This is a genomic window from Chryseobacterium rhizosphaerae, assembly GCF_003385455.1.
In the GTDB taxonomy this organism is placed as follows: domain Bacteria; phylum Bacteroidota; class Bacteroidia; order Flavobacteriales; family Weeksellaceae; genus Chryseobacterium; species Chryseobacterium rhizosphaerae.
This window is the reverse complement of the sequence record NZ_QNUF01000001.1, coordinates 174,236-187,113: the sequence shown is the minus strand read 5'-3', so window position 1 is coordinate 187,113 and position 12,878 is coordinate 174,236. Positions and strand designations below refer to the sequence as shown.

Below are 12,878 nucleotides of genomic sequence, written 5' to 3'. Positions count from 1 at the left end.
AATATTTAATTAAATTCTAAATGTTTTAATGTACGCAAGACACAATCTGAAAAGAACGTCTCAATTATGAGACGTTCTTTAGTAAAATAAATGTCTTTTTGTTTATCCATGCGCTTGACAAACACCAACAGAATCCCAAGGACCTATTTTACAAGAACAAGAACCTAATCCTGATGTGCTAGTACAAATGTCACTCGAAGTACATGTTGTTGTTGGACATGCAAGAGTTTCAGGATCCTCAGGAGGCAGCCCAGCTCCATTAACTTTTCTCATTTCATTTCTTGATAAACCTCCTGTGATTTTTTTAAGTTTTTTCATTTTAAGAATTGTTTTATTGTATCACCAAATATAGAATTATTCAACATTTATAAATGAAAATATTTTTGTTTTAACAAAATGAATTTAAAAAAAACAAGCAAAATAAAATTTCAAATATTAAAATCACTAATATAACGTAATTTATATTTATGTAAAATATTGCCATTTTTTTGCTTCAATAGCATAAAAAAAGTCGCCTTCAAATGAAGACGACTTTTTATGTATCTGAATCAATTCTATCCTTGATCTACAAGAGCAGCCATATATTCTCTGTTCATTCTTGCGATATTCTCAAGAGAAATACCTTTAGGACATTCTATTTCACATGCTCCGGTATTTGAACAGTTTCCGAATCCTTCTTCATCCATAGCTTTCACCATGTTCAGAACTCTTCTTTTTGCTTCTACCCTACCTTGAGGAAGTAAAGCAAACTGTGAAACTTTAGCTCCCACGAATAACATAGCAGATCCGTTTTTACATGTTGCTACACAAGCTCCACATCCAATACAAGCAGCAGCATCCATAGCTCTGTCTGCATCTTCTTTAGGAACCGGAATAGCATTCGCATCCAACGTATTTCCTGAAGTATTTACAGAAACGAAACCACCTGCAGCCATTACTCTGTCAAATGCACTTCTGTCTACCATTAAGTCTTTAATAACCGGGAAAGCAGCACTTCTCCATGGTTCAATAACGATGGTTTCACCGTCTTTGAACATTCTCATGTGAAGCTGACAGGTAGTAATCCCCGTATCCGGACCATGTGCTCTACCATTGATGTAAAGAGAACACATTCCGCAGATCCCCTCACGACAGTCATGGTCAAAAGCGATCGGCTCTTTTCCTTCGTTAATTAAATTTTCGTTCAGGATGTCCAGCATCTCCAAAAATGAAGAATCTGTGGAAACATCTGATATTTTATAGGTCTCAAACTGACCTTTAGTTTTACTATTTTTTTGTCTCCAAATTTTCAGCGTAAGATGTAAGCCTTTTTTTGCACTCATAATTTTTTATTTATAGGTTGGAGATTATTTGTAACTTCTAGTTTTAACCTCGATGTTGTCATATATCAGGTCTTCTTTATGCAACACTTCCGCGTTGATATCTCCTCCCTGATATTCCCAAGCTCCGACGTATTTGTAATTTACGTCATCTCTTTCCGCTTCTCCGTCTGGAGTTGAGTGATCCTCACGGAAATGTCCACCACAAGACTCGTTTCTGTGTAGTGCATCGATAGCCATTAATTGTCCTAATTCAAGGAAGTCTGCTACTCTGAATGCTTTTTCAAGCTCAGTGTTCATCCCTTCTCCTTCACCAGGAACTTTTACATTTTTCCAGAAGTCGTTTCTTACTTCTTCAATTTCTCTGATCGCTTCTCTTAATCCTTCAGGAGTTCTTCCCATCCCTACTTTATTCCACATAATGTGTCCTAATTGTTTATGGAAATGGTCTACTGAATGAGTTCCTTTATTATTTAAGAAGAAATCAATTTTCTCTTTAATCCCTTTTTCAGCTTCATCAAATGCTCCTGAATTGGTAGGAATTTCTCCTGTTCTGATATCTGCAGAAAGATAATCTGCAATAGTATAAGGAAGTACAAAATATCCGTCAGCAAGCCCCTGCATCAAAGCAGATGCTCCAAGTCTGTTTGCACCGTGATCAGAGAAGTTAGCTTCACCAATTACGAAACATCCAGGGATAGTAGACTGAAGGTTATAATCAACCCAAACACCTCCCATAGTATAGTGAACTGCAGGATAAATCTTCATTGGAGTTTTGTAAGGATCATCAGCAGTAATCTTTTCGTACATTACGAATAGGTTACCGTATTTCTCCTCAACCCAGCTTTTACCTAAATCATAAAGCTGTTGGTCAGTTGGGTTATGAATATGTTTTTCGATAGCGGCTTCTTTACCTTTCTTCATGATCTCTGTAGAGAAATCCAGGTAAACACCTTCCTGTGTATCATTATTTTCAATTCCGAAACCAGCATCACATCTTTCCTTAGCTGCTCTTGACGCAACGTCTCTAGGCACAAGGTTACCGAATGCAGGGTATCTTCTTTCCAAATAATAATCTCTATCTTCTTCTTTAATATTTTCCGGTCTCAGTTTACCTTCTCTGATGGCTACTGAATCTTCATGTTTTTTAGGAACCCAGATTCTTCCGGAGTTTCTTAATGATTCAGACATCAAAGTCAGTTTAGACTGCTGTGTTCCATGAACAGGAATACAAGTCGGGTGAATCTGTACGTAACAAGGGTTGGCAAAGTAAGCTCCTTTTTTGTGGATCTTCCATGCTGCAGAAACGTTTGATCCCATTGCATTGGTAGAAAGGAAATATACGTTTCCGTATCCTCCTGAAGCAATTACTACAGCGTGTGCAGAATGTCTTTCAACCTCACCTGTTACCAGGTTTCTTGCAATAATACCTCTTGCCTTTCCGTCAACAATAACAAGGTCTAGCATTTCATGACGGTTGTACATCTTGATTCTACCTTTACCGATCTGACGGCTCATTGCAGAATACGCACCTAACAACAACTGTTGTCCAGTCTGTCCTTTTGCATAGAATGTTCTTTTTACCTGAACCCCACCAAATGAACGGTTATCTAGCTGGCCACCGTAATCTCTACCGAAAGGAACTCCCTGAGAAACACACTGGTCAATAATATTTGCAGAAACTTCAGCTAATCTGTAAACGTTAGCTTCTCTTGCTCTATAGTCACCACCTTTGATTGTATCATAGAACAATCTATAGGTAGAGTCACCGTCACCTTGGTAATTTTTAGCAGCATTGATTCCCCCCTGAGCCGCAATAGAGTGCGCTCTTCTTGGAGAATCCTGATAACAAAATGCTTTCACATTGTATCCTTGCTCAGCTAAAGTAGCAGCAGCAGAACCTCCCGCCAAACCTGTACCTACAACAATAATATCAATCTTATCTCTGTTGTTTGGTGCAACAAGGTTCATATGGTCTTTATGATTTTTCCACTTGTCTTTAAGAGGACCCGCTGGAATTCTTGAATCTAATTTACTCATACTAGTATATTGATATTATTGAGTTATAAAATGAAAAACAGCAACTAAAATAAACCCTGCAGGAATAAGGATTGAATACCATTTCCCAAAAGCTTTGATTACTGGTGTATACTTTGGATGTCTTGCTCCCACAGACTGGAATGAAGACTGAAATCCGTGTGCTAAGTGCAATCCTAATAATACAAAAGAGATCACATATAGAGCCACTCTCCAAAGGTCAGCAAACTTCTCATGAAGTTCCGGCCAGAAACGTTCTGCATCAGGAGCGATTCCTTCCACATACTTGTAATTAATTTCATGAAGCCAGAAATCATACAAGTGAAGCGCTAGGAAAGCTAAAATAACAGCACCGGAAATAATCATATTTCTGGACATCCATGAAGAATTCACAGAAGCATTGTTTGCTGCGTACTTTACCGGACGCGCTTTATTATTCTTAATTTCCAGTACAAACCCCATCGCAAAATGGAAAATTACTGCAAAACCAAGAATAGGCTGCATTAAGAACTGCACAAAAGGATTATAGCCCATAAAGTCAGAAGCCGTGTTAAAGGCGTCCTTATTAAGAACTGATAACAAATTGGTCGTCAAATGCAGTATAAGAAAAATCAGCAAAAACATAGCTGATAATGCCATAGCATATTTTCTACCTATCGTAGAACTCGTTAAACCTGCCATATAAGTTTAAATTTGAATTTCCCACAAAATTAAGGAATGTTAACAATATTGAAAAGTGAGAAATCTCACAATTAACCAGTTTGTAATCTTTCTAAATAAGACTACGCAACGATAAACAGAGCGTAATTAATCAGAAAGACTCTATCCTATTTTACTTCATAAATCTGATCCTGAAAAACAATTTTCCGGACAGAAGAAGGGAAGCTTTTTATCTCAAAATGTGCGATCCTCCTCGATGAACAGTAAGGATTGATAAAATACCGGATAACCCTGTCCCGATCTGTCCTTTCTGAAATCCAAAAACAGGCCTCATTTCCTTTCTTTACCAAAAACACTTTATTTTTATTGAATTCTTGAAATAACACCTCTTCTCTCTGATTTTCAAAAACATTACTCCCTGTTCTTATTATTAAAAAGGCTAAAAAAGACATTGAAAGCCTCATGAAACTCTTAAAATTAAAGTCTAAAATTACAGACCTCAGTAAGTAGACCACTCCCAATACTGATATGACTTCAGGTAAATTCATAGGTATATTTTCAAAAAATAACACATCGGTCTCTGCAAACCAGTGAATCACCTTTAGTAACAGCAAGATAGCATTATCATATACTACAGTAATGAACGTAAAGTCAATCCTAAAAGCAATAAGAATTGTCATTAAAAATGAAAATACAATAATGACTTCTGAAAAAGGAACAATAATACAATTGGCAATGACTGAAATAAAGGAAAACTGATGGAAATAATATAACACCAAAGGAAGTGTTGCCAGCTGGGCAGCAATGGAAATCGTAATCGTATTAAAAAGTAATTTTTTCCAATAATGATCCTGTATTGGAAATTTTCTCAACAGAGGCTCATTTAACCAAAAAATTCCCAAAACAGCCAAAAAGCTGAGCTGAAATCCAATATCAAAAAACTGCTGGGTATCAAAAACAAGAATAATAAATGCAGATAATCCCAGTGCATGCAGCAGATCCGTTTTTCTCTGAAGTAAAATATAAATAAAATATACGATCAGCATAATACAAGATCTTAAAACAGAATTTCCAAAACCTATAAAACCTGCAAACAGCCAGATAAAAACCAAACTGAAAATGACAGCATACTTTCTTAACCGCAAAGGCATACACCGAATCTGTAAAAAATAAAACATCCCAAAGATCACAACAATATGAGTTCCTGAAATAGCCAGTAAATGAATCAACCCGGATCTGTTGAAGTCCCGGACTGTTCCTGCATCAATTTCGGTCCGGTCAGCCAGAATAATTCCTTTTAAAAAAGTTTTGGCTTTTTCAGACATTCCGGTTTTGTCAATCCTTTGCAGAATCTCGAGTCTCTGTTGCCTCACTTTATCAAAAAAACTTAAGTCTCTTTTCTCAGCTGAAGAAATACTCTTTGAAAGATAACATTGGTATTCAATATTTTTCCTTTTCAGATACCTGGCATAATCGAACTGAAAATCATACTTCGGAGATTTTATGGGTGTCAGATAAGCTTCGGCTTTGTAATAATGTTTAAAATCAAGTTCATGAGCATCTTTCGGAATATATAAAATGGTATTGAAGCTCTTCTTCCCAACCATGGCTACTCCTTCGTACCTTTTATACTTCTCCGTTGTATTCAATTTCTGAGAAATATTGAAAATAACAGTTTCTTTTTCTTTAACAGCTAATCCTGCAACAGAAGAAAACGTATTGAAAAAATGAAAAATAATTCCCAATCCAAAAAACAACACACCCAGCAAAACCGGTTTAGATTTGTTCAAAAAATAGGAATAAAAAAATAACGAAACTACAATTCCAAGGCAAAGAAGCATGCCGGAATAAACAGTAATACCTTCCCATAAAAAATGATCCTGAAAAAGAATTCCAAGGATAAAACATAACGTTAGAATAAGGAGAGGTTGTTTGTTCACATTTCCAATCAATTACATTACCAAAGTAGGAAATTAATCAATTGAATTTCAACTCTACGATCACTAAAAAACGCTCTATACCTCATCAAAGAGATTAATAGAGCGCTTATTTTTTTGCTGTCAATTTAAGTTTTTATAAAAAAGTTTTTACTTCCCTTTTAAAAACTTATCCGTTAAACGTTTTGTTTCTTTAATGTACATCCATGGATCTTTTCCATAGTCTTCATATGTAAAACGGCTTGTCTTTTTGGGGCTAGCAGGTTCTACTTGTGTGCCTTCATGCCATTCATTAAAAGATGTGATTCCAATCCATTCAGGCTTCACTTTTATAGCAGCATCAAACATACTTTCATAATATTTTCCGTTCTCACGGCTTTTGAAATTAGCTTCATTCCACGGCCTGATCCTGGTATCAGAATACCCGGGTCCCACACAAGGTATAAAAATCAGCTTATGGTCTTTTGCAAATCTGGAAAGAAAATCCCAGTTTGAAGTGGTGCTTCCATACACAAAACCTTCACTCGCAAAATAGGTATAAAAACCATCAAAGCCGGAAGTTTCAAAAAAAGCAGCATCTTTTTCCTCCACCCACAACCCTATATAAAGAGCATCAAGCTCCGTATCACGCACCGTTTTCTCTCCATTCTTAGAAAGAAGCTTTGACCATTCTTCCGGAGAAATTTTATAGCTATCATAAACGTAAAACATAGGTTTCCCGTCTTTTTTATAAAAGGCATGATGAGCAGAATAGGTTTTAACAAGATAGGAAAGCTGATCTCTGAGCTCGGTAATTGTTTTATAAAACGGCTCTATGTGAAATGCAATTTTCAGATTAAAACGATCTGCAATATCTAAATATTTCGAAACACTTTTATCTGTAAAAGAATCTTTTCCCAACCAACTGATAACCACAACACCAACACCTGATTCTTTGATCATTTTCATATGTTTTTCAATGATCTTTACATCATTAGAGCTGTAGTTTCCTAAAGCAGGATAAAAATTGGCTCCAATATCATCACCTCCTTTATAATGTCCCAAATTATTCCATTTAGGATTATTCCAATGAGGGATAATTTCATGATTCCAATGCTGAAGACTCCCATCTACTGCCTGATTTCCATACCAGCCGTAATAAAATATCTGAACTTTATCTCTTGGAATATTCTCCTGAGCAAAACTTTTTGAGAAAAAAAACGTACATGCAACAAGTAATAAAAAACGTTTCAAATGATTCATTTTCAATAAAGTAATTAAATTATCAAGAATTAAATAAATTTCAGACCTTCAAAATCACCTCAGCCGCATGGTCACTAGCCCCTTTACCTCCCAGCTTTTCTCTTAGAAGGCTATACTCTTTCAGTACCTGTTCTCTTTTTTCTCCTTCTAAAATTTTGGCAAGCTCATCTACCAGATTTTTAGTGTTCAGATCATTTTGAATCAGTTCTTTCACCACTTCTCTGTCCATAATCAGATTGACTAAAGAAATGTAATTGATATTTTTCACTAATCTTTTGGCGATTGCATACGAAATTGTACTGCCTCGGTAGCAGACTACTTCAGGGATATTCAACAGGGCGGTTTCCAGAGTAGCCGTTCCGGAAGTCACAAGAGCTGCTTTTGAACATCTCAATACATCATAAGTTCTGTTGGAGACAAAATGAACATTGTCATCCACATATTTTTGATAAAATTCTTTCGGAAGACTGGGTGCCCCGGCGATCACAAACTGGTAGTTTTTGAAATGAGGCCTTACCGAAAGCATTATTTCAAGCATTTTTTCCACCTCCTGTTTTCTGGAACCCGGCAGAAGGGCTATAATTTCTTTGTCATTCAATCCGTTTTCCTTCTTAAACTGCTCTGTACTGATTTCTTTAAGATCCGAAATAGCATCAAGCAAAGGATGTCCTACAAAATGGGAATGAACACCATGTTTTCTGTAAAAATCTTCTTCAAACGGAAGTATAACCATCATTTCATCCACATATTTTTTAATGGTTTCCACACGTCCTTCCTTCCATGCCCAAAGCTGTGGAGAAATATAGTAAACTACTTTGATTCCCAACTCCTTGGCAAATCTGGCAATTCTTAAATTGAAACCGGGATAGTCTACCAATATTAAAACATCCGGTCTGTTTTTTCTGATATCTTCTTTGCAGAATGCAATATTATTTAGGATGGTCCTTAAGTTCATAACAACCTCCAGGAATCCCATAAAAGCCAGGTCACGGTAATGCTTAACCAGTGTTCCTCCCTGAGCTTCCATAAGATCTCCGCCCCAAAACCGAAATTCCGCATTCGGATCTTTTTGTTTTAAAGCTTTCATTAAATTGCTCCCATGCAGATCACCGGAAGCTTCTCCTGCAATAATGTAATATTTCATTTCTTCCGAAATCTTTATTATTTGTTTTTTAATACCCACTGTAAACCTACCATTATCGGATCATTATGAATCATGGGCGGTCTCTATGGTAAGGATAGAGAACAAATTAAAATATATATTGATCTTAATTTGTAAATTTGTTCAAAGATAATGATAAAAATGTCAGAAGAATTTGAAATCCGAAATAAAGTTGCGGAAAGCGGCCTTGTAAATTTTGACCTTAGTACGTTGCTTCCAAAAGGGCAGAGAAAGGGTATTGACCTTAAAGACTTTCTTTTTCAGGAAATGATTCTGAAAGAAAAAGATTTCCGTGAAAAAGTGGAGCTCATCAACGTTGATGAATACAAGGATGCTTATATTTACATCTATAATTCTGTGGATACCATTATTCCTCTTTGGGCTTATTTTGTATTGACAGCCAAGCTTACGGAGGTTGCTAAAAAAATAGTTTTCGGAAACCGTGAGGATCTGGAAGTTATTTTGATGCACAATGCTATTCAGACTTATGATTTTGAAGAGATGAGAGGGAAAAGAGTTTTAGTAAAAGGATGCTCAGATAAAGAAATTCCGGAAAATGCCTACATCGAACTGGTAGAACAGCTAAAGCCACTTGTAAAGTCGCTGATGTTCGGAGAAGCATGCTCTAATGTCCCTATCATAAAGAACTAGGAATGAATAAATATATATCTGCAGGTTTTATATTTTTTATTTTCTTACTTATTTACTATCTCGGCAGTTTTACAAGAATTCCTTTCGCTGACGCTATCGGTTTTGTACTTCCCGTAGAACAGGGAGATTTTGAGACAACGGCTACAGCCACTACTCATTTTCTGTATGTTAACACCGCTATTTTTATCAAGAATATTACAGGAATCAATGCTATTGAAGCCAGTCGGTTTTTAATTATCACGTCTGGTGCCCTTACTGTTTCCGTAATCTATCTTACCGTAAAAAGTATTACAAAGCTAGAATGGGCTTCTGTTGCAGCAGCATTTATTTTTGGATTTAGTTTTACGTTTTGGAAAAATGCAGAAATTGTAGAGGTTTATACCTATAATTCACTATGGCTAAGCCTTTTCTTTTTTTCCCTGGTCAAAAGTTTTGCAGAGCAAAAGAAGCTACACATTCCTTTAGCCGGATTCTTTTTTGCCATCAGTCTTTGGGTACATATTCAGAATATTCTGCTGATTCCAGCTTTTATTTTATTTCTGTATTATTTCAGAAAAGAAACTAAGTATGTCTACTCCTCTTTATTGATTTTTTTACTGATCTTCGGGTCCATTAGCGTTCTTAATGTTTCCCAGGGGTTATCTTTGAGCTCTCCTTATTTTTCTGAACGAGGAGAATGGCTTTCCAATTCATTCAAAAAAACATTTGTACAATACCTTCAGGACCTCGTTAAATCTGTAGTCTATATCATTTACAATTTTAATGTCTTTACACTTTTAGGGATTGCCGGGATCTATTTTTTATACCGGACAAATAAGAAAATGTTTTTTGTTTTCTTTACCGCTTCGTTATGTGTATATGGTTTTGCAACATTCTATGCTGTTACAGATAACTATGTTTTCTTTATCCCTTTCAATATGATTTTTGCTTTATCTATAGGCTATGGACTATCTCAGGTACAATATCCGTGGATAAAAAAATGGTCATGGGTATGTATTTTCATTCCTCTTTTCTACGTGCTATCCCTTCAAATTGTTTCATCAACTGAAAAAGGACAGGATTTTGGTAATTATAAAAAATACAAGGGCGGACTGGAATATTATATGTATCCATGGATGAATAACAATGTGGGGATTTTGGAATTCACAATAGACAAGAAAGTAGCCCCCGATCTTATCTTCTGGATGACCGAAGAGGCAGAAATATATATTGAGCTCCTAAAAAGCAAAGGATTTACTGAAAAAGAGATCAGAAAACTTTAACAATAATTATGACCTGAAGGCATTTTATGAACCATATTTTTTGATAACTTTGAGATAGTTAATACTTTAAACAAACACAAAAAATGAGCTTAATCGACCTACTTACAGGGAACACCAGCAACCAGGTTGCTGAACAGGCTGAAAACAAATTTGGAATCAGCAAAAATCAGGTCATCGCCTTATTGGCAGTAGCCACACCTCTTATCATTTCTTACTTAAGAAATAAATCTCAGGATGCTAAAGAAGCAGAAGCTTTAAACAGCGCTTTAGATAAAGATCATAATGGCAGTATTTTAAATGATGCATCACAAGTTGAAGCAAGGCAGGCTGAAGGAGGCTCTATTCTTGATCACATTTTCGGAGGACAAAAAAGCACTGTAGAAAACCAGCTTTCCCAAAATACAGGAATTTCAATAGATAAACTGGGACCAATCCTGGCCATGCTAGCTCCTGTAGTAATGGGATATATTGGCCAACAAAAACAGCAAAACAATGTAGGTGCCGGAGGCCTAGGTGATCTTCTGGGAGGAATCCTTGGAAACGCATCCAGCCAGGCACAGGCTCAGCAATCAAGTCCTTTAAATGACATTCTTGGCAGCGTACTTGGTAATGGTGGGCAATCACAATCATCAGGAAATCCACTGAATGATATACTGGGAAGTGTACTTGGTGGTGGAGGTAATACTCAACAACAGCAAGGAGGCCTGGGAGGTATCCTTGGAAATATTTTTGGAAAATAATTAGTTTAATTTGTTATAAAAAAAGACCGGAGATTAATTCTTCGGTCTTTTTTACTTATACTATTTCTTAGTTTTTTCTTCAGAGGCTACAATAGATCTTGAAGCTTTCCTAGGTCTCTTTTTCCCATAACTTCCTGAATTAATTTTACCTCTTCTAGATTTTTTGTCTCCTTTTCCCATAGTATTAAATGTTTGTTGTTCTACGAATATAGGGAATATACTATTAAAATCCAATCAATTACAGTGTTAAAAACTGCTAAAACAGGATGGATTTTAGGTAAGAGTACAATAGTTCTGCCTTAGTCTTTGTTACACTTTAACGTTTTTCCATTTTCCTCTTTTAAATAAAATAAAGGCTACGATGGTAATAAGAGTTTCTGCTGCCGGGATTGAAATAAAAACACCTTTAGGTCCCATTCCAAAATGCTTTGCAAGAAAATAAGCCAAAGGAATCTGAAACAGCCAGAACCCAAAAAGATTGACCCATGTAGGTGTCCAGGTATCTCCGGCTCCATTAAAGGCATTGATCATCACCATACCTATTCCATAAAAAATAAATCCTATACTCATAATATGCAGGGCATTCTTTGCAAAATTCATGATCTCGGTTTCCTGAGTAAAGAAACTTACCAAAAAATTACCCATAAAAAGGAATATCAGACTGACAGCTAACATAAAAATCACATTATACTTCACCGTTTTCATGACCGCCTGCTCTGCTCTCAGCATTTCATTAGCACCCATATTTTGCCCTACCAAGGTGGAGGCGGCATTACTTAATCCCCACGCCGGAAGCATAAAAAACATCATCAGTCTCAGTGCGGTCTGATAACCGGCGGAAGCATTTTCTCCACCTGTGGTAGCTACCAGCTCCGCAAGAAAAATCCAGCTGCATGAAGCAATCACAAATTGAAAAATTCCAGGGGTTGCAATTTTTATAATAGATTTGATAGATTCAAAATCCGGTTTAAAGTAATCCATTCTAATCCTGATCTGGGTATCCGCAATCAAAAGATGATAAAGCTGATACAGCACTCCAATACTTCGTCCTATGGTTGTGGCCAATGCTGCCCCAGTAAGCCCCATTGCCGGAACCGGCCCTAATCCTTTAATTAAGATGGGGCAAAGGATGATGTTGGCAATATTGGCGATCCATAAACTTTTCATTGCAATCATAGCATTTCCCGCTCCTCTGAAGATTCCGTTAATTAAAAATAAGAGCATAATCACTGTACTGCTTCCCATCATAATTCTTGTAAAATCTTTACCATAAGCTGCCGCTTCGGGTTTTGACCCCATCAGGATTAAAATTTCCTCTGCGTAGACAACTCCCAGTAAACTCAAGACAAACGTGATAACAAATGAAACCAATACAACCTGTGCAGCACTTCTGGAAGCCTGCTCCGGATTCTTTTCTCCAATTCTTCTCGCTACCAATGCTGTGGCAGCCATACTCATTCCGATAGCAATAGAATACATTACAGAAAGTACAGATTCTGTAAGGCCCACTGTCTGAATGGCAAAACCACTCTCTTTCAAATGTCCGACAAAATAGAGATCCACTAAAGCGAATACCGATTCCATTGCCATTTCCAACATCATAGGTATTGCTAAAAAAAGCACAGCACTTCTTATACCCACTTTAGTATAATCTACTTCTTCTCCGCTTAGGGCTCTTTTTATGAAATTGATATATTTTGTCATTCTATTTTTGGTTTACCTGACAAAAATATCAATTCAAAAACAATTAAGACTTAGCATATGGAAAGTTTTATAGAGATGACAAATCTTTGCTCTGTTCCGGGCAGAATTGAGCTTTATTGAGCTAACAACTCATTCAAAAATAAAATTACAATAATTTTTTATCG

12 protein-coding genes are annotated in these 12,878 nt (G+C 36.4%); 3 read left to right on the top strand and 9 right to left on the bottom strand.

Going from position 1 to position 12,878, the window contains the following annotated elements; all coding sequences use genetic code 11:
- Positions 1–102: 102 nt before the first annotated feature.
- The 7 genes from DRF57_RS00815 to lpxB form a co-directional block, all read right to left on the bottom strand.
- Complete coding sequence (locus tag DRF57_RS00815) at positions 103–318, bottom strand: hypothetical protein (RefSeq protein ID WP_115916367.1); 216 nt, start codon at positions 316–318, stop codon at positions 103–105.
- A gap of 236 nt (positions 319–554) precedes the next feature.
- Complete coding sequence (locus DRF57_RS00810) at positions 555–1,322, bottom strand: succinate dehydrogenase/fumarate reductase iron-sulfur subunit (RefSeq protein WP_047488931.1); 768 nt, start codon at positions 1,320–1,322, stop codon at positions 555–557.
- A gap of 24 nt (positions 1,323–1,346) precedes the next feature.
- Positions 1,347–3,359 carry a fumarate reductase/succinate dehydrogenase flavoprotein subunit gene (locus DRF57_RS00805; protein ID WP_047488928.1) on the bottom strand — a complete coding sequence of 671 codons (2,013 nt, stop codon included), beginning with the start codon at positions 3,357–3,359 and terminating at the stop codon, positions 1,347–1,349.
- 15 nt (positions 3,360–3,374) lie between these two features.
- Positions 3,375–4,037: a succinate dehydrogenase cytochrome b subunit gene (locus DRF57_RS00800; RefSeq protein WP_047488924.1), complete on the bottom strand. Its 663-nt coding sequence runs from the start codon at positions 4,035–4,037 to the stop codon at positions 3,375–3,377.
- Between the two features lie 146 nt (positions 4,038–4,183).
- A complete protein-coding gene (locus tag DRF57_RS00795; protein WP_115916572.1) occupies positions 4,184–5,956 on the bottom strand; it encodes a ComEC/Rec2 family competence protein in 1,773 nt (590 codons plus the stop codon).
- 147 nt (positions 5,957–6,103) lie between these two features.
- Entirely contained in the window at positions 6,104–7,195 is a 1,092-nt protein-coding gene (locus DRF57_RS00790; RefSeq protein WP_115916365.1) for a glycoside hydrolase family 99 protein, read from the bottom strand.
- Positions 7,196–7,235: 40 nt separating this feature from the next.
- Positions 7,236–8,339 (bottom strand): lipid-A-disaccharide synthase, encoded by a 1,104-nt coding sequence (gene lpxB, locus DRF57_RS00785; RefSeq protein ID WP_084085884.1) that lies wholly within the window; start codon positions 8,337–8,339, stop codon positions 7,236–7,238.
- 159 nt (positions 8,340–8,498) lie between these two features.
- Here lpxB and DRF57_RS00780 point away from each other — a divergent pair, with 159 nt between their 5' ends.
- From DRF57_RS00780 to DRF57_RS00770, 3 genes are all read left to right on the top strand, one after another.
- On the top strand, positions 8,499–9,008 hold the full coding sequence (locus DRF57_RS00780; protein ID WP_047488918.1) for a DUF2480 family protein: 510 nt from the start codon (positions 8,499–8,501) through the stop codon (positions 9,006–9,008).
- Positions 9,009–9,010: 2 nt separating this feature from the next.
- Positions 9,011–10,270 carry a protein O-mannosyl-transferase family gene (locus DRF57_RS00775; protein ID WP_115916363.1) on the top strand — a complete coding sequence of 420 codons (1,260 nt, stop codon included), beginning with the start codon at positions 9,011–9,013 and terminating at the stop codon, positions 10,268–10,270.
- An 83-nt stretch (positions 10,271–10,353) separates the two neighbouring features.
- On the top strand, positions 10,354–11,010 hold the full coding sequence (locus tag DRF57_RS00770; protein WP_047488909.1) for a DUF937 domain-containing protein: 657 nt from the start codon (positions 10,354–10,356) through the stop codon (positions 11,008–11,010).
- A 60-nt stretch (positions 11,011–11,070) separates the two neighbouring features.
- On the opposite strand, the gene DRF57_RS00765 is transcribed toward DRF57_RS00770, so the two are convergent.
- Together DRF57_RS00765 and DRF57_RS00760 are read right to left on the bottom strand one after the other, a co-directional pair.
- Positions 11,071–11,190 (bottom strand): 30S ribosomal protein THX, encoded by a 120-nt coding sequence (locus DRF57_RS00765; protein ID WP_081989009.1) that lies wholly within the window; start codon positions 11,188–11,190, stop codon positions 11,071–11,073.
- 129 nt (positions 11,191–11,319) lie between these two features.
- Positions 11,320–12,714 carry an MATE family efflux transporter gene (locus DRF57_RS00760; protein ID WP_047488906.1) on the bottom strand — a complete coding sequence of 465 codons (1,395 nt, stop codon included), beginning with the start codon at positions 12,712–12,714 and terminating at the stop codon, positions 11,320–11,322.
- Between the last annotated feature and the right edge of the window lie 164 nt (positions 12,715–12,878).